12 protein-coding genes are annotated in these 17,620 nt (G+C 68.7%); 4 read left to right on the plus strand and 8 right to left on the minus strand.

Going from position 1 to position 17,620, the window contains the following annotated elements; translation table 11 throughout:
* Positions 1–21: 21 nt before the first annotated feature.
* From BHS09_RS19555 to BHS09_RS19565, 3 genes are all read left to right on the plus strand, one after another.
* The gene (locus BHS09_RS19555; protein ID WP_140798568.1) at positions 22–2,610 is read left to right on the plus strand and encodes a response regulator; all 2,589 of its coding nucleotides are present in this window, start codon (positions 22–24) and stop codon (positions 2,608–2,610) included.
* Positions 2,611–2,698: 88 nt separating this feature from the next.
* The gene (locus BHS09_RS19560; protein ID WP_140792102.1) at positions 2,699–3,964 is read left to right on the plus strand and encodes an MFS transporter; all 1,266 of its coding nucleotides are present in this window, start codon (positions 2,699–2,701) and stop codon (positions 3,962–3,964) included.
* An 85-nt stretch (positions 3,965–4,049) separates the two neighbouring features.
* On the plus strand, positions 4,050–7,553 hold the full coding sequence (locus tag BHS09_RS19565; RefSeq protein ID WP_140798569.1) for a pyruvate carboxylase: 3,504 nt from the start codon (positions 4,050–4,052) through the stop codon (positions 7,551–7,553).
* Between the two features lie 16 nt (positions 7,554–7,569).
* Here BHS09_RS19565 and BHS09_RS19570 read toward each other — a convergent pair whose 3' ends face one another.
* The 8 genes from BHS09_RS19570 to BHS09_RS19615 form a co-directional block, all read right to left on the minus strand.
* A complete protein-coding gene (locus BHS09_RS19570) occupies positions 7,570–8,040 on the minus strand; it encodes a Csu type fimbrial protein (protein WP_140798570.1) in 471 nt (156 codons plus the stop codon).
* Positions 8,018–10,312, minus strand: a complete 2,295-nt coding sequence (locus tag BHS09_RS19575; RefSeq protein ID WP_237077242.1) for a fimbria/pilus outer membrane usher protein — start codon at positions 10,310–10,312, stop codon at positions 8,018–8,020. The genes BHS09_RS19570 and BHS09_RS19575 overlap by 23 nt, the downstream gene beginning before the upstream one ends.
* 70 nt (positions 10,313–10,382) lie before the next feature.
* Positions 10,383–11,150, minus strand: a complete 768-nt coding sequence (locus BHS09_RS19580; RefSeq protein ID WP_140792106.1) for a fimbrial biogenesis chaperone — start codon at positions 11,148–11,150, stop codon at positions 10,383–10,385.
* Positions 11,151–11,166: 16 nt separating this feature from the next.
* Entirely contained in the window at positions 11,167–11,706 is a 540-nt protein-coding gene (pru, locus tag BHS09_RS19585; RefSeq protein WP_161604894.1) for a fruiting body development fimbrial-like coat protein PRU, read from the minus strand.
* 457 nt (positions 11,707–12,163) lie between these two features.
* On the minus strand, positions 12,164–13,912 hold the full coding sequence (locus BHS09_RS19590; RefSeq protein WP_140792108.1) for an N-acetylmuramoyl-L-alanine amidase: 1,749 nt from the start codon (positions 13,910–13,912) through the stop codon (positions 12,164–12,166).
* A gap of 85 nt (positions 13,913–13,997) precedes the next feature.
* A complete protein-coding gene (locus BHS09_RS19595) occupies positions 13,998–14,762 on the minus strand; it encodes a DUF3592 domain-containing protein (protein ID WP_140798572.1) in 765 nt (254 codons plus the stop codon).
* A 49-nt stretch (positions 14,763–14,811) separates the two neighbouring features.
* Positions 14,812–15,837: a DUF3616 domain-containing protein gene (locus BHS09_RS19600; protein ID WP_237079684.1), complete on the minus strand. Its 1,026-nt coding sequence runs from the start codon at positions 15,835–15,837 to the stop codon at positions 14,812–14,814.
* A 748-nt stretch (positions 15,838–16,585) separates the two neighbouring features.
* Positions 16,586–16,825, minus strand: a complete 240-nt coding sequence (locus BHS09_RS19615) for a hypothetical protein (RefSeq protein WP_140798575.1) — start codon at positions 16,823–16,825, stop codon at positions 16,586–16,588.
* A gap of 235 nt (positions 16,826–17,060) precedes the next feature.
* Here BHS09_RS19615 and BHS09_RS19620 point away from each other — a divergent pair, with 235 nt between their 5' ends.
* Positions 17,061–17,618 carry a sugar O-acetyltransferase gene (locus BHS09_RS19620; RefSeq protein ID WP_140798576.1) on the plus strand — a complete coding sequence of 186 codons (558 nt, stop codon included), beginning with the start codon at positions 17,061–17,063 and terminating at the stop codon, positions 17,616–17,618.
* Positions 17,619–17,620 lie beyond the last annotated feature (2 nt).

The following is a 17,620-nucleotide window of genomic DNA, read 5'->3' on the forward strand; positions in this document are numbered from 1 at the left end:
GGTGAGGAGCTTCGCCGCACGATGCACCCCATCATCGACTTCAAGACGCTCTTCGACGTCTCACCCAACCCGTACATGCTGCTCGACCGCGAGCTGCGCTTCGTCGCCGCCAACCTGGCGTACCTGCGCGTCACGGCCAGCAAGCTGGACGAGCTGCTTGGCCGGAGCGTCTTCGAGGCCTTCCCGGACGACCCCTCGGACCCGAACAGCGCCAATCTCCGGCAGCTCCGGGAGTCCTTCCTGCGCGTCCTCGCAAAGCGGGCGCCGGACATCCTGGCCCTGATTGCCTACCGCGTCCCCGAGTTGACGAATCAGGGCGTCGTCCCGACGTACCGGTACTGGAGTGCCACCCACATCCCCCTGCTCGATGCCTCGGGCGAGGTGGCCTACATCCTCCAGCACACCATGGACGTCACGGAGCTCCAGCGGCTGCAGGAGGCCGTCCAGGCCGCGACCGGCTCCACCGGCACCAGCAAGCCTCCACCATCGCAGCTGGAAGCCGGCGTCTTCCAGCGCGCGCTGCAGGTCCAGGAAGCGAACCAGAACCTGGACCAGGAGCGGCGCCACCTCCGTCGACTGTTCGAGCAGGCGCCCGGCTTCATGTGCTTCCTTCGCGGTCAGGACCATGTCGTCGAGCTGGCGAACGCGGCCTATATGCAGCTCGTCGGCCACCGGGACATCCTCGGCAAGCGCATCCGGGACGCCCTGCCCGAAGTGGACGGACAGGGGTACTTCGAGCTGCTGGACCGTGTCTTCACCACGGGTCAGGCCTTTGTCGGCCGGGGCATGAAGGTCTTCCTCCAGCGAACCCCCGACGACACGCTGGCGGAGAGCTACGTCGACCTCGTGTATCAGCCCATCATCGAGCCGGACGGGTCCATCTCCGGCATCTTCGTCCAGGGCCACGACATCACGGAGCAGAAGCGCGCCCAGGACGAGCTGCGCCAGTACAAGGACCATCTGGAGGAGCTCGTCCGGGAGCGCACCCGCGCCTTGGAGGAGAGCGAGGCCGAACGGCGTCAAGCGGAGGCCGCCCTCCGGCAGGCCCAGAAGATGGAAGCGGTGGGCAAGCTCACCGGCGGCGTGGCACACGACTTCAACAACCTGCTCCAGGTCATCAGCGGAAACCTGCAGCTCCTGTTCCGGGATGTGGGCGACAACGCCCAGGCGCAGCGTCGGCTGACCACGGCGGTGGGCGCGGTGGAGCGCGGCGCCCGGCTCGCGTCCCAGCTGCTGGCCTTCGCCCGGCGGCAGCCGCTCAATCCCACGGTCATCAACCTGGGCCGCCTGGTCCGCGACATGGACGACCTGCTGCGGCGCGCGCTCGGCGAGGACGTGGCGCTGGAGACCATCATCGGCGGCGGGCTTTGGAACACGTTCGCCGATCCGAACCAGCTCGAAAACGTCATCCTCAACCTGGCCATCAACGCGCGTGACGCCATGGCGGGCGAAGGCAAGCTGACCGTCGAGGCCGGCAACGCCATGCTGGATGACCACTACGCCCAGCTCCACCCGGACGTCGTGCCGGGCCAGCACGTGTTGCTGGCCATCTCCGACACCGGCTGCGGCATGCCGCCCGAGGTGCTGGAGCGCGCCTTCGAGCCGTTCTTCACCACCAAGCCCGAAGGCCGCGGCACGGGCCTGGGGCTCAGCATGGTGTATGGCTTCGTCAAGCAGACGGGCGGCCACGTCAAGATCTACAGCGAGGTCGGCCACGGGACGACCATCAAGATCTACCTCCCCCGTTCGCTCCAGGCGGAGATGCCGCGCGCCGAGGTCATCCCCGAACAGGTCGAGGGCGGCACCGAGACGCTGCTCGTCGTCGAGGACGACTCGGAGGTGCGCGCCACCGCGGTGGAGATGCTGACGGAGCTGGGCTACCGCGTGCTCAAGGCCTCTGACGGGCAGAGCGCGCTCGCGGTCATCCAAAGCGGCATCCCCATCGACCTGCTCTTCACCGACGTGGTGATGCCCGGCCCGGTCCGCAGCCCTGAACTGGCGCGGCAGGCCAAGGCCCTCTCCCCGGACATGGAGGTGCTCTTCACGTCCGGCTACACGGAGAACGCCATTGTCCACGGCGGCCGGCTGGATCCGGGCGTTCAGCTGCTGAGCAAGCCCTACCGCCGCGAGGACCTGGCGCGGAAGCTCCGCCAGCTCCTGGCCGCCCGGCAGCACCGCATCGCCCAGCGCGAGACCACCCAGCCATCCCGCGGCGGCGCCACCACGCCGGCACCCGCTCGCGTGAAGCGGACCGAGCTGCGCATCCTCCTGGTGGAGGACGACGAGAACATCCGCCTCCCCGCATGCGAGCTGCTGGAGACGCTGGGCCACACAGTGACGGCCGTCGCCCGCGCGGAAGAAGCCACGCCCCTCTTGCGCGCACAGGAGTTCGACCTCCTGTTCACCGACGTGAGCCTGCCCGGCCAGTCCGGCATCGAGCTGGCCCACCAGGCCGTCCAGGACGTGCCCGGCCTTCGCGTCATCATCGCGTCCGGCCACGGCACCAACGTGGACACCGGTGACAAGGGGCCGCTCGACGGCGCCGTCCTCCTGCCCAAGCCCTACGGCCTCTCCCAGCTCGAGCAAGCGCTCTCCCAGGTCATGGCCTGAAGGTGAATTCAGGTTCATGCAGTGCGTCATGCATGCGCCATGCGCGGGGCGCTTGCTCCTCGCGCAACAAAGTCCGTTAATCGGGCGTATGAAATTCCTGAGAGAGCTCCGCTCGGTCCTGAACCTGACCGTGCTGGTGGCCGGGCTCGGCTACTTCGTCGACCTCTTCGACATCACACTGTTCGGCGTGGTGCGTATCGCATCGCTCAAGGACATCGGCGTCACCGACCCGGCCGACATCCTCCAGAGCGGACTGCTCATCTACAACGCGCAGATGGTGGGCATGATGGTGGGCGGCCTGCTTTGGGGCGTGCTCGCCGACAAGCGCGGCCGCCTGTCGGTGATGTTCGGCTCCATCCTGCTCTACTCCTTCGCGAACCTGGCCAACGCCTTCGCCTGGGACGTCACCAGCTACGCCGTCTTCCGCTTCCTGGGAGGCGTGGGGCTCGCGGGTGAGCTGGGCGCGGCCATCACCCTGGTGGCGGAGTCCCTGCCCAAGGAGAAGCGCGGCCTGGGGACCACCATCGTCGCCACGCTGGGCATGCTCGGCATCGTCGCCGCGGCCTTCCTGGGCCAGCACATGCACTGGAAGACGGCCTACCTCACCGGCGGCTTCATGGGCATCGCGCTGCTCTTCGCGCGCTTCAAGGTGTCGGAATCGGAGCTGTTCACCAAGAAGACGGACCCCTCGCGCGCCAACCCGCTGCTGATCCTCACCGGCGGCCGGTTCCTCAAGTACATCTGCTGCATCCTCATCGGCGTGCCCATCTACTTCACCACGGGCATCCTCTTCACCTTCGCGCCCGAGCTGACGGCCGGCCTCGACGTCCAGGGCACCGTGACGGCTGGCAACGCCATCCTCTACGGCTCCATTGGCCTGACGCTGGGTGACCTGTTGGCGGGCGTCTTCAGCCAGTGGCTCAAGAGCCGCAAGCGCGCGGTGGCGATGAACCTCTGCGCGGGCTTCGTGCTGATGCTCGTCTACGGCCTCACCCCGGGCCTCACCAGCACCATGGTGTACGGGCTGAGCTTCCTGATTGGCATCACCGTGGGCTACTGGGCCGTGCTGGTGACCATGGCCGCCGAGCAGTTCGGCACCAACATCCGCGGCACAGTGGCCACCACCGTCCCCAACTTCGTGCGTGGCTCGGCGGCGCTCGCGGCCAGCGGCTTCGCCTACCTGAAGGGCGAGATGTCGGTGTCCACCGCGGCGATCATCGTCGGCAGCATCTGCTTCGGCCTGGCGCTGCTGGCCCTCACCCGGCTGGAAGAGACGTTCCACCGGGACCTGGATTACGAGGAGACGGCGACCGGCCCACAGCCTGCCGCCCAGCCCTCGCAGTCCGGCACCTGACGCACGGCGCGGCGCCGCGCCCTGAATCGGACGTTCGCCCCGGCAGCCGTTGCTCCGGGGCCTGCCGGATGCATACAGCGCGCACATGGAACATGTGTCGCTGCGTCCCATCCAGAAGGTCCTCTGCGCCAACCGCGGTGAGATTGCCATCCGCGTCTTCCGCGCGTGCAACGAGCTGGGCATCCGCACCGTCGCCATCTACAGCGACGAGGACCGCACCCACGAGCACCGCCACAAGGCCGACGAGGCGTACCTCGTCGGCCGGGGCAAGCGGCCCGTGGAAGCCTACCTGGGCATCGACGAAATCCTCGACGTGGCCGAGAAGGCGGGCGTGGACGCCATCCACCCCGGCTACGGCTTCCTGTCGGAGAACGCCGCCTTCGCGGAGGCGTGTGAGCGGCGCGGCATCCGCTTCATCGGCCCGCGCTCGGACGTGGTCCGCACCATGGGCGACAAGGTCGCCGCCAAGCACCTGGCCGACGCGTGCGGCGTCCCGGTGGTTCCCGGCATCAACCTGGAGGGTGACGACGCGCACGTGCTGGAGCAGGCCCGTGCCTTCTTCGCGAAGCAGGGTGGCCCCATCCTGGTGAAGGCGGCCCATGGCGGTGGCGGCCGAGGCATGCGCGTGGTGCGCGAGGCGAAGGCGCTGGAGGACGCGCTGGCCTCCGCGCGTTCGGAGGCGAAAAGCGCCTTCGGTTCGTCGGCGGTGTTCCTGGAGCGCTTCCTGGAGCACGTGCGCCACATCGAGGTGCAGCTGCTGGGAGATTGGCACGGCAACATCGTCCACCTGCACGAACGGGACTGCTCCGTGCAGCGGCGCCACCAGAAGGTCATTGAGATTGCCCCCGCGCCCAACCTGGCCCCGGCGGTGAAGGAGGCCATCTGCGACGCGGCGGTGCGGCTGGCGCGCAAGGCCGGCTACACCAGCGCCGGCACCGCCGAGTTCCTGGTGGCGGGCGACGCCTTCTACTTCATCGAGTGCAATGCCCGCCTCCAGGTGGAGCACACCGTCACCGAGCAGGTGACGGGCGTGGACCTGGTACAGAGCCAGCTTCGCATCGCGGAGGGCTACCGGCTGGACGCGCCGGAGGTGGGCATCTCCCTGCAGGAGGACGTGGTGCCCCGGGGCTACGCGGTGCAGCTGCGCGTCACCACCGAGGACCCCGCCAACCAGTTCATGCCCGACGCGGGCGTCATCACCGCCTGGCGCGCGGCCATGGGCTTCGGCATCCGGCTGGACGGCTCCAACGGCTACACCAACGCCGTCATCTCCCCCTACTACGACTCCATGCTGGTGAAGGTCATCGCCTACGCGCCCACGTTCCAGGGCGCGGTGATGAAGGGCCAGCGCGCGCTGCGCGAGTTCCGCATCCGCGGCGTGAAGACGAACCTGCCCTTCCTGGAGAACGTGCTCGCCCACCCCGCCTTCCAGCAGGGAGAGACGTACACGCGCTTCATCGACGAGACGCCGGAGCTGTTCCAGTTGGAGCCCCGCCGGGACAGGGCCACCAAGCTGCTCCAGTACCTGGGCGACGTCATCGTCAACGGGCACCCCACCATCAAGAAGGACCAGCGGCTCAAGCCCACGCAGTTCCTGGAGCCGCGGCTGCCGGTGACGCCTTCGGGCCCGGTGCCTCGGGGCACCGCGCACATCCTGGCGGAGAAGGGCCCGCGCGGGCTGGCGGACTGGGTGCTGGCCCAGAAGCGCGTGCTGCTGACGGACACCACCATGCGGGACGCGCACCAGTCCCTGCTGGCCACGCGCATGCGCACGCGGGACATCCTCCGCGTGGCCCCGGCCACCGCCCACCTGGCCTCCGAGCTGTTCAGCCTGGAGAGCTGGGGCGGCGCCACCTTCGACACCACCTACCGCTTCCTCAACGAGGACCCGTGGGCCCGCCTGCGCGCGCTCAAGGCCGCCGCGCCCAACCTGCTCCAGCAGATGCTCCTGCGCGGGGCCAATGCCGTGGGCTACACCAGCTACCCGGACAACGTGGTGGAGGCCTTCATCGACGAGGCGGCCCAGGCGGGCGTGGACGTGTTCCGCATCTTCGACAGCCTCAACGATTTGGGCAGCATGGAGGTCTCCATCCGCCGCGTGCTGACGACGGGCAAGGTGGCGGAGGTGGCCATCTGCTACACGGGCGACGTCGCCAACCCCAAGCGCACGAAGTACACGCTGGACTACTACGCGGACCTCGCGAAGCGGATTGAAGACTCCGGCGCGCACTTCCTCTGCATCAAGGACATGGCCGGCCTGCTGCGCCCGCGCGCGGCGGCCATACTGGTGCACCGCCTGCGCGAGGTGACGCGGCTGCCCATCCACCTGCACATGCACGACACGTCCGGCAATGGCATCGCCAGCTACCTGGAAGCCATCGAGCAGGGCGTGCACGTGGTGGACGTGGCGCTGGGCAGCATGGCGGGCCTGACGAGCCAGCCCAGCCTCAACGCGCTGGTCAGCGCCCTGCGCGGCCACCCCCGTGAGACGGGCCTGGCCAACGCGCGCCTGCAGCCGCTGGCCAACTACTGGGAGGACGTGCGCGAGTACTACGCCCCCTTCGAGGCCGGCCTCAAGAGCACCACCAGCGAGGTGTACTACCACGAGATTCCCGGCGGCCAGTACTCCAACCTCCGGCCGCAGGTGGCGGAGCTGGGCCTGCTGGGCCGGTGGAACGACGTGAAGGACGCCTTCGCGCTCGTGAACGTCCTGGTGGGCGACATCCCGAAGGTGACGCCGTCGTCGAAGATGGTCGGCGACTTCGCCATCTTCCTGCTCAAGAACGACCTCACGGTGCGCGCCTCCACGTTGGCGGAGGCGGCCGCGCTCACGCGCCAGAGGCTGATTGAACAGGCGCCGCGCCTGGACTTCCCCACCAGCGTGGTGGGCTACTTCCGGGGCGAGCTGGGCCAGCCGCCCAATGGCTTCCCCGAGGACCTGCGCGCCGCCGTGCTCAAGGGCCTGCCTCGCGTGGAGGGACGGCCCTCCGCCAGCATGCCGCCGCTGGACCTGGACGCGCTCCAACGGGAGCTCTCCGCGAAGACAGGACATGCGCTCACCCGCGTGGACGCCCTCTCCAGCGCGCTCTATCCGCGTGTCATGGCCGGCTACCTGGAAGACCTGGGGCGCTACGAGGACGTGTCCATCCTCGACACCCCGAACTACTTCTACGGCATGGAGGTGGGGCAGGAAGTCTGGGTGGACCTGGAGCCGGGCAAGACGCTGGTCATCAGCATGTCCGCGGTGGGCGAGCCGGATGAAGAAGGCGTGCGCACCGTCTACTTCGCCCTCAACGGCCACAACCGCACCGTGCACGTGAGGGATCGCAGCCGCGCCGCCACCGTGGAGGCGCGCCGCCAGGCGGACCGCGCGAATCCCAATCACGTCGCGGCGAGCATGCCGGGCACCGTCATCGCCCTGCACGCCAAGTCGGGAGACGCCGTGGAGGCGGGCGCGCCCCTCGTCACCCTGGAGGCGATGAAGATGGAGACGGTGGTGCGGGCTCCGCACGCCGGCACCGTGGCGGAGGTCGTCCCGGCGCTCAAGGCCTCCGTCCAGGGTGGCGACTTGCTGGCGGTGCTCCAGTGACGGAGGGCCTGGGCCCTCAGAAGGTCACCGTCATCACCAGGGTGTCTGAGTAGGCACCTGCGGGGATGGCCTGCCCGGCCGGGATGCGCCCGAAGATGGGCACCGTCACCTCCACCCCGAACACGGGAAGGACGGGCCCGTAGCGCCCCGTACCGCCCGCGCCGTTGCCCCAGATGATGAGGCGCGTCGCATCCAGGTAGAGGTTGTACTGCAGGCGGGGAGCGCCCGGCCCCGCCATGCTGCGTGCCTGGTAGTTGCCCGAGCCACCGGCGCTGAAGTCGATGGTGATCGGGGTGACCTGCCCCTCACACCGGTAGGTGATGCTCCCGGCCGAGTCCCGGGGGAGCAGGTCGGTGGTGAGGTAGGTGCCGAAGCTCACCCCCACCGTGCCGCGAATCTGGCAGACGGCGCCCGCCCATCCGGGCAGCAGTCCGCATACGCCCGCCGCGATGAACGCGGCCGCCCTATTTCGCATCGTCATGGACACACCTCACGGTTCCCAGGTCAATGACCTTGCCCTCGAGGGATGGAACTTCCAGCGAGGTCGCGCAACGGCCCTTGGGGTAGACGACTGTCGCCGGCAGACGCCCTTCGGGCAGGCCCACCAGTTCGAACTCACCATTCCACCCGATGGGTGAGCTCCACTTCTCTCCGTCCTTCTCGGCGCGAATCTCACCGTAGGACAGCCAGCGCGTATCCTCCGCCGAGTCGATGGTCACCTTGCCCCGGTAGGCGCGGATCGTCTGCGTCTTGAAGTCCAGCACCACGCCGCCTCGCTGGTACGTGGCCACCACCTGCTCCGTGGAGGGGATGTAGACGTCCAGCGGCACCTGATGGTCCGCCAGCGAGAGCCGGTTGGCGTTGTAGGCCTGGAGCCGCGTCACCACCAGCTCGCCGCTGGAGTCCGTGCGCCCGATTTCGTGGTTGTTGAGCCGCACGCCCACGCCCTCCACGCCCTTCACGCGAACCAGCGCGTAGCCCTGGTCCACCGCGCGCGTGGGACGCACGCGCCCGCCAATCAGCACCAGGCCGCCGGCGACCTCGGCCATGCCCGCCATCCGTCCTTCGAACCACTCCGCGCCCGCGCTGACGCGGCCCACGTTGGAGTCGAAGTCGGCGCGCGCCATCGCCTGGTCCACCGCCCCCACCCGGCCCTGCACCTGGTAGCCCAGGCCGCCCTCCATGGGCACCGAGCGGGCGATGTCCACCGACGTGGTGCCTTCCCCGCGCAGCGCCTGGGAGTGTCCCACCGTGCCCGTGGTGCGGGAGTCGAAGATGGCGTTCAGGTACACCATTCCCTCGACGGCGGAGCCGCCTCGCTCGGAATTGCTGCGGTTGGCGGAGAAGGACAACGTCGACCAGTCGGTCAGCCGCGCGGAGGTGGTGGCGCCCAGCCACGTCGTCCACCCGTCTCGCTGGTAGCGTGACAGCATCGCCTGCCCGCCCACGCTGACACTCTCCCCCAGCGCCAGGAACAGTGAGCCGCCCGTCTCCACGGTGGGGTGGTCGTCATCCAGCTCGAGGCTGGTGTGTGTGTAGGACTCGTTCATGCCCCGTCCGAAGACGGAGCCCCCCACCCAGCGGCGCTGGAGCGCGTACACGACGCCCGCCGCCAGCCCCGTTCGCCGCTCGCTGCGGCTGATGGCCTGTGACAGCTCCAATTCGCCGAAAGGCAGCTGGATGAGCTGCATGGCGCCGGTGCTGACGACGTTGGGCGCCAGCTCCAACCGCACGCCCGGCGTCAGCCACGATGTGAGGCCCATGCGGAAGTTGCCCAGGAGCATGGGCCGGCCGAAGTCGAAGTTGTAGAGATTGACGGACTCCCGCTCGATGCCCGCGGAGAGTCGGTAGTCGACCACTCCCGGAGAGAGCTGCTGCCCGCTGAGATAGTAGGACGTGTTCACCTCGCTCGCCCGGCCGAACGCGTCCCGGATGACGTAGCGCGTGTTGCCCTCGCCCCGGGGCACCGTGAGGTTCTCCAGCCGGAAGGGACCGGGCGGGAGCTCGGTGCGCTTCACCAGGTGGTTGTTGACGTAGACCTCCAACGTGGACGGCGTGGCGACGTCGCCCGCGAAGTCCTGCATCGGGTTGCGCACGAAGTACGGATTCAGCTCGAAGGTGCGCATGAGGTGGAAGCCGGCCACCACCGCGCCGCCGCCCAGCACGCCGCCAAATCCCGTGGACTCACCCGCGATGGCGCGCACCATGTGCTTGGGGAAGTCCAGCGACAGCTGCGTGAGCCCCCGCAGGGGCACGGAGCCGGGCCGCCACCTGGCCTGCGTCGTCAACAGGCCCCGCCCCACCGACGCGCCGGCCTCTCCAAAGAAGGTCAGCGAGGTGTTGCGGGCGTGGGCCGCGTAGTTGATGAAGCCGCTGGGACTGCCGCGGACGGCGTAGTCCGACGGCGCCTGCGGCCCCAGGTTGATGCGCGTCTGGTCGAAGACGGACGCGGGCAGCTCGCACGACAGGCTGACGGTCCGCTCGTTCAGGGTGCAGCGCCCTTCGGGCTCCAGGGACCGCGCGGAGATGTATGTCTTTCCTTCGATGACTTCCAGGCGGCCCCCGAGCGCCACCAGGTCCACGCCATGGGCCTCGAGCGTGGCCGCGGGGAGCAGCACGTCGCTGCCGCGCAGCATGGGGAAGGTGGCGCCGCGGGGCACGCCGTTCAGGGTGAAGTCCGCGACGATGGGCATCGGCGGCGCGGAGGGGTTGGCGGCCACCGGGTCTTGCGCGGCCGCTGACAGGGCCCCCAACGACAAGGACAACGCCAGCACCGTGTATGAGGGCGCACGGGTTACTGCAAGTCGGGAGGGGGCCATGGTGCGTCGGTCAGCGAGCGCAGGGAGCGGGAGAATCCACGGGGGAGGTCTGACGGAGCACGCCCTGGTCGGTCTCCATCTCCACTTCCACCGTGCGGACCTTGCGGCAGGCCTTGCCAGCGATCTCCATGGCATACACCTGCGCGTCGCCCGCCAGGACGTACCAGCCGGGCTCCTCTTTCTCGACCAGCCGCTTGCCCTTCGCGTCGAGCCCCCGCACCCGGAGGTTCCGGATGAAGAAGTTCACCGTGCCCGGGTTCCGCACCCGGACATGGAACTTCGACTCGCGCAGCACGGCTTCCGCGATCTGGCCTTGAACGGTCTTCTTCTTGGGTGCGACAAAGACAGGCACTGAGACGCGGGTGAGGACATTCAACCCAGTTGACTGGGTGGACGGTTGCAGCGGGGGAAGCTCCTCCACGACGATTCGGAAGGAGCGTTCGTTATCCTGTGGAGCCGAGGAGCTCCCCACCCGGATGGGGCGGGACTCCCCGGGCTCCAACGTCAACATGGACGGGAAGAAGAACAAATCCTGAGTCGGCGCGAGCGACATGCGCCCTTCTTCGTCCTGAACCCAGGAATAGACAGAGGCTTGGAAGCGTGTGGTTTCGCTGCTCTTGTTCCTCACGTTCATCACCACGCCACGGGCGCTTGAATCCAATTCAAGCCGAACCGGACTGACATCGAGCTCAGCCGCGCTCGCGGTCCCCATGGCAATCCATTCCAAGGCAGCCGAACACATCAGGCCGCCGGTCCAAGACAGAAGACGGTTACGCATGTGTTATCGCCCCGAATCAGAAGGTGATGGTGGCGACGACGGTGTCGTTGTACGTGCCGGAGGGAACGTTCTGGCCGCGCGGAACCGTGCCGTAGACCAGCACGGGGACGGGCAGGCCCGTGCCCAGGAACGGGAGGCCCGTGCCAGCGGTGTTACCCCACACGATGAGGCGGGTGACGTCCTGGTACAGGTTGTACGCGAGGTAGTCCGCCGACGCCGTGTTGCGCATCCGGCGCAGCGGGGCCGCGTCCGTCGAGCCCGCGGACGGGTGCAGGCCCTGGCCCAGGGTGATGACCGCGGTGCCGAGCAGGGTGCACTGCACGCTCAGCGTGCCCGTGCCGAACAGGTCGATGCCCAGCGCGGAGTTGACGATGATGGGATCGTAGGTGCCGAAGTTCAGCGTGCCGCCGCCGCCGCCGGAGCCAATGGCGCAGGAGCCACCGACGTTGGCGGTGACGTTCAGGTTGGCGGTGGCGGTGGCGGCCTCAGCGGGCGAGAAGGCGACGAGAGACGCGGCGGCGGTGACAGCGGCAACGGCAGTCTTGATTGCGTTCATTTGAGTTGCGTGCTCCATCGAGCGGCCGGTTGATTCCGGCTGCGTCAGGGCATTGCAACCCGCTCGCCGACCGCTGAGCGGCCCGGCGTACCCCTCCCTTCAGCGCATGTCGCATCAATGCCTCGCGTGCGCTTCCAGGCAATACGTGGAATTGTTCTCTTGTTTGTTTTTACAGCGAAACGCACACATGTCCCTGGGGGGAGCCCTTCAGGGAGGGACGGACAGGCTTCGCGGCCCGCACCAGGTCCTTGGCATGTGGCATCGTGTGACGGGATGTGCCCAGTGGACGTAAGTTCATTCCCCACGCTGGGCAAAACTCTTCCCACCCCTGGAACGAGAAGCGCGAGGGTGTCCGGCGGCGTCTACCCGGTGACACGCGCGTTGCTCAGCCGAACGGAACTGAACTGCCTAGCGCGTCCGTCCTTGCTACCCACTGCTGGCGAAGCGCCGGACGCGCTCAGTCCACCTTCGCCACGCGGCGACGGTCTCCGAGGAACTCCTCCACGCCATGGGCAATCGCCTTGGCGACCTCGGTCTGGTAGACATTGGACTTGAGACGCGCCTCTTCGTCTGGGTTTGAGAGGAACGACGTCTCCACCAGAATGGCCGGCATCTTCACGCCCAACAACACATAGAAGAGCGCTTCCTTGTGGCCCAGGTCACGGATGCCCTTGTACTTGCGGGAGAGATCCCCCACGAGGCTGCGCTGCACGTGGCTGGCGAGCCGCGAGGACTCCTCGGTGTTCGCCTTCGTGGCCAGGTCGGCCAGGATGAACTGGAGGTCGCTGATGCCCTTCTCCGAGGACGCGTTCTCCCGCGCGGCCAGACGGATGGAGTAGCGGTCCGCCGACGTGTTGAGGGTGTACGTCTCGATGCCGCGCAGCGTGCGCTTCTCCGCGGCGTTGCAGTGGATGGAGATGAACAGGTCGCCGTGCTCGGCGTTGGCATACTTGGCGCGGTCCTCCAGGCGGATGAACCGGTCATCGTCGCGGGTGAGCACCACCTCCAGGCCCTTCTCGCGCAGCTCCTCCGCCAGCTTGAGGGAGATGGACAACGCCACGTCCTTTTCGCGCGTCCCCCCCTTGCCGATGGCGCCCGTGTCGTGGCCGCCGTGGCCGGGGTCGATGACCACGCGCCGCACCTTCAGGCCGAGCTGCTCCGCCAGCGTCAGCTCCATGCTGCGCGACTGCTTGGCCACGGCCTTCAGCCGGGCCTGCGCCACCTTGTCGTCCACCGGACGGGTGATGGGACGCGGGGGCTCCGCGGCAGCGGGCTTCGAGGCCATGGCTGCGGCGACGGCCGCGTCCAGGCTGCCTTCGCGCGTGTCCGCCTTCACGGGCGCGCTCGGCTCCTTCTGCGGAATCCTGGGCGACGGCTCGCGCGCCATCTTCTCGATGGCGGCCACCAGGCTGGACGCAGGCCGCTCCGCGGGCACCGAGGCCTCCACGGCCGGCTCCGGCTGCGCGTCCTTGGACGTGTCGGCGGAGGCAACAGCCTTGGACGTGTCGCTGTCGCCCGCGCTGGAGGTATCAGCCGAGGACGTGTCGGTCGAGGTGACGGCCTTGCTCGACGCGGAGCTCTTGCCGGAATCAGCCACGGTGACCGCCTTGCCAGCGGTGCCCGTCTTGCCCGACGCGGAGGAATCAACCTTGGCCACGACAGGCGCGGCCTTGCGAGGCGGCGGCGGCGGGGCCTTGGGCGACGGCAGCGAGGCCAGCAACTCCCGCATCTCCCGCGCACGGTCACCCTTGCCGTTGATGGCCAGCGTCTCCGTCAGGACCTTGCGCGCGGACTCCGGCTGGTCCAGCCGGTGGACGTGAATCTTCGCGAGCGCCAGCGCCCCGTCATCCGACAGCCGGTGCTTCGGGTAGCCCTCCAGCAACTTGGTGTAGTCGGTGATGGCGGCCTTGAGGTCGTCCTCCACGAAGGAGATGCGGCTCAGTTCCTGGAGCATCTCCGCCGCGGTGAACAGGGCATCCGGCGCGCGGTCCGACTTCGGGAAGCGAGCGGCCACGGATTCGAAGCGCGTCACCACGTTCAGCCAGTGATGGCGCAGCTTGCGCCGGGCCGCGTCGTCCTTCAGCGCGTAGTAGACCTTGCGAGCACCCTGGTAGGCCTCCTCGGCCTCGTCTCGCTTGGCGGCCCCCACCGCGCTCGGGACGAGCAGCAGCAGCACGGGCAGCACGATGACGAGGCGCGAGTGCATGGGGTTCCTCCGGGTAGGTGCGAGCTACAGGCGTGTGTCACACAGCCCCACCCCCCCGGCAAATTTTCGGCCCCCACCATCTGTGTCAGCGCAGCCACCCCAGCACGCCCGCGAGGTCCTGGTCGATGACGCGCGCCCACCCAGGCTGCCGGGGCACCACCGCCGCCAGCACCTTCTCCCCGTTTCGCACGGGCGCTCGCCCCGGCCGGACCCGCGCGCGAACCGCGTGTTTCACGTCCTGCCGGAAATAGTGGGCCGGAAAGGACACCTCGCCCCGAGTCTCCGGCAGGGGCCCGTCCGGCGTCAGCCACACCAGCGCGCCCAGCCGCAGTGGCTCCACCTCGGAGCGCCACAGCCGCCGCATCTCCCACGCGAAGTACCCCACGGCCACGAGCACGCCCAGGCCGATGCCCCAGGGGAGCAGCCCCACGCGCAGCGCCCGGGAGCGAGCGAAGCCAGCCTCGCGCGGCCGGTCCGGCGTGGCGGGGTCCACCAGCAGCGTCACCCGGGCGCCCCGCCCCAGGCCCTCGGCGTACTCGGCGAAGGTCCGGATGCCGGACACGGAGTGCTCCGCCTCCGCGAAGGTGTAGAGCACCTCCAGGGCGGCTTCCCCGCCATCCCGGGCGTCCGCGGGCGGCAGGCGGGAGGCCACCACCAGCCCCTCCACTTCCTCCGCACGGGCGGCGAAGCCCTGCTCCTCAACGAAGTAGCGTCCGGCCCAGCCGGCACCGGTGCCCAGGACCGCTACCGCCACCAATCCCAGGAGGACGCCTCGCACCACGCGCCCCACGGCGCCGGGCACCTGCGTCAGTCGGACCTTTCGGGGGGCATGCGGAATGGCCAGCTGCATATGGCCGCGCAGCCTACCCCAAGCGCGGCGGACGGACGCACACGCCACCTCACGGCGACTCCGACAGCCGAACCCAGACGCCCCGGAAGCGCTTGCGCGCCGCGTCCTTCAGTCGCTTGCACTCGACGCCGTCCACCAGCGCGGTGCCGTCGTCGCTGAGCAGCAGGATCTCCTCGGCGTCCTCCGGCGTGAAGAAGGCCTCCGGGTTCAGGCCCGCCAGGTCCACCGATTCCACGGCGACCGGAGCATCCTCACCGCCGCGCCAGGTGAACAGGCGCGAGGTGCCCTCTCCCGCCGTGCCACCGCTGATGATGAGGTAGCGGCCTCGCCACCAGGACAGCGAACGGATGCCCAGGCCGCCCAGGTCCAGTTGCACGGGCTCGCCCAGCTGGGCCCGTGCGCCCTCCTCCTCTACCAACGACACCGGATTGAGCAGCGGTACCAGCAGCGCCTTGCCGTCGGGCACGGGGCTGCGGAAGCCCACGAGGATGGAGCGCCCATCCGGCATGGCCGTCATGCCCTCGATGTTGAGCCCGCCCGGGGCCTTGGGCGCCTTCGTCTCCGCCCCGTCCAGCCCGAAGCGCGCCAGCTGCGGCGCCGCGAGCATGTCATCCAGGAGCTGCGTGTACGGCCGCCCCACCAAGCGGGGCACCGCGTCCGTCTCCTCAGTGGCGAAGAAGCGCAGCCGGCTGGGCGCCTTCTTCCCGGAGCTGCTGCGGCCGTGGGATGTCAGCCAGAAGGACAGCGAGCCCAGCCCGGTGGCCGCCTCGATGTCCGCCTCCGGGGCCTTCTTCTTCGCCGCGGGCAGCTCCAGGTGCGGGGACAGGTCCACGCTCTGCACCGGCGGACCGCCCCGGCGCGCGTCATAGACACGGAGGATGTTGTCCTCGTCGTCGCCCACGACGAACAGGTCGCCGCCGAGCGACACCGCGCCGGAGGCGTCACACATGCCCTCGAAGCGCAGCACCTCGCGGCCATCCATGGACGCGGCGGCTACGGCGTCGGGCCGTTCCCCCACGCTGTGCGCCGAACACCCCCAGACCAGGACTCCCATGCAGACAGGCAGCAGCCTCATGGCCCCACTCTTGGCCACGGTCAGCGCATGCGGGGAGTGGCGTGACGCCGACTGTGCGCTGGGCGACATCAGGACTGTGGGACCGGCACGAGCTCCCGTGCCGGCCTCGGAGGTGGTGCCCGCTCACCGGTCAGGAACCTACTCGCACTGCCAGGCGCCATCGATGCAGCGACAGACGGACCACTCGCAGTCATTGGGGATGTAGCAGCGGCGGTTGACGGTGGTCGAACAGGCCTTGCCCGCGACGTTCTGACACCAGTTCGAGGACGGGCCCGGCTCGCACAGGCTCTGCTCTTGCGTCCCGGCACTCCCGGCGCCTGATTCAGATGCATTTCGCAGCATCTTCAAGGTTCCTTTCGCTCAGGCATTTCTGCCTGAGCGACCTTGCAGGAAATCCTCGGCCAATGTGTTGCCAGCACCGCCCTGTGCCTTCACTTCTTGGGAGGGTTGTTTCCGCGACCTCCGCCAGAGGGGCGCCCGGTCGTGCTCGGAGCATTGGGCGGCCTGCCATTACCAGCGCCGCCTCCGCCCTTGCCCGAACCTCCGCCCCCCTGCCCTCCACCATTGCCCTTGCCACCACCGGACCCCTGACCGCCGCTTCCGTTGCCTTTGCCCATCATGCCTCCTTGGTGAGGAAACACGCAGACGAGACACCATCCCCTGACATGATGGAAAGGCCCCGCCCGCCCCGACGTGCAATTGCAGACATCGAGCGCGCTCGTTCATTCAGAGCCTGCCCCGTCGCCGCTCAACGCAGGAAGCGAGAGAGCACCGCGAAGTCGCCCGGTGGATGGCGAACAGCGAGCCCCACATCTGGGAGAGCAGTGCACTGTCGGCTTGCCCACCTCGCCTGCGCTCGCGCTCTCGAGGTGATCTGCACCATCGGCTTCCCCCGAAGCGCCTGCGTCACGTCGTCGGGTCGCAGCAATGGGTCGCTGACGTCGTAGTCATTCACATCCACCACCACCTCCTCCTCCGCGGTGGCCACCGCCTCCTTTCCGGCGGGGGAGCTGTCCGCGAGCCACGCCCGACAAGCCCAGCCCTTGATGCAAGACGAAGCGGCGCGCGCCGGGCTGGGGCCAGGAAGTTCGCCCCCCTTTGATGTGAAGGTTCCGCGTCGGAAAGTGGACGCGGTGGAATGGGCGCGCTTCCAGCGACCAGCGGGGTGAGCAACCGTCAGGCGCCCTTCCCTGCCGAAGAGAATCCATCAACGAGGACCACCGATGAAGAGTGAGCGCCAGAAGATGCTGGACGGAGAGCTTTACGATCCGTTTGACGCGGAGTTGGTGGCGGCACGTGTTCGTGCGCGGGACCTCTGCCAGACGCTCAACGCCACCCGTGAAGGTGAGCAGGAGGAGCGGAGGCGCATTCTTCGCGAACTGGTCGGCGCGGGTGGCGAGACGGTGTGGATGCAGCCGCCCTTTTTCTGTGACTACGGCACGAACATCGAGTTGGGCGAGCGGGTGTTCTTCAACTTCAACTGCGTCGTGCTGGACGTGTGCAAGGTCCAGATCGGCGACTACACGCTCTTCGGACCTGGGGTGCAGATCTACACGCCCATGCACCCGTTCAACGCGGAGCTGCGGCGGAAGGAGGAGTTCGGCAAGCCCGTCACCATCGGTTCGGATGTCTGGGTGGGCGGTGGGGCCATCATCCTCCCTGGCGTACGAATCGGCTCACGCGCCGTCATTGGCGCCGGCAGCGTCGTGACCCGGGACGTGCCTGACGGGGTCTTCGCCGCCGGGAACCCGTGTCGTGTCATCCGCGAGATTACGGAGTAGCC

The sequence above is a fragment of the Myxococcus xanthus genome (assembly GCF_006402735.1).
Taxonomy (GTDB): Bacteria; Myxococcota; Myxococcia; order Myxococcales; family Myxococcaceae; genus Myxococcus; species Myxococcus xanthus_A.

What these genes read in the sequence shown, in the direction of transcription:
- BHS09_RS19560 (WP_140792102.1), top strand. Translation starts at nt 2,699, where the DNA reads ATGAAATTCCTGAGAGAGCTCCGCTCGGTCCTGAACCTGACCGTGCTG.
- BHS09_RS19590 (WP_140792108.1), bottom strand. Translation starts at nt 13,912, where the DNA reads ATGCACTCGCGCCTCGTCATCGTGCTGCCCGTGCTGCTGCTGCTCGTC.
- BHS09_RS19600 (WP_237079684.1), bottom strand. Translation starts at nt 15,837, where the DNA reads ATGAGGCTGCTGCCTGTCTGCATGGGAGTCCTGGTCTGGGGGTGTTCG.
- BHS09_RS19620 (WP_140798576.1), top strand. Translation starts at nt 17,061, where the DNA reads ATGAAGAGTGAGCGCCAGAAGATGCTGGACGGAGAGCTTTACGATCCG.
- BHS09_RS19595 (WP_140798572.1), bottom strand. Translation starts at nt 14,762, where the DNA reads ATGCAGCTGGCCATTCCGCATGCCCCCCGAAAGGTCCGACTGACGCAG.
- pru (WP_161604894.1), bottom strand. Translation starts at nt 11,706, where the DNA reads ATGAACGCAATCAAGACTGCCGTTGCCGCTGTCACCGCCGCCGCGTCT.
- BHS09_RS19555 (WP_140798568.1), top strand. Translation starts at nt 22, where the DNA reads ATGCACCCCATCATCGACTTCAAGACGCTCTTCGACGTCTCACCCAAC.
- BHS09_RS19565 (WP_140798569.1), top strand. Translation starts at nt 4,050, where the DNA reads ATGGAACATGTGTCGCTGCGTCCCATCCAGAAGGTCCTCTGCGCCAAC.
- BHS09_RS19580 (WP_140792106.1), bottom strand. Translation starts at nt 11,150, where the DNA reads ATGCGTAACCGTCTTCTGTCTTGGACCGGCGGCCTGATGTGTTCGGCT.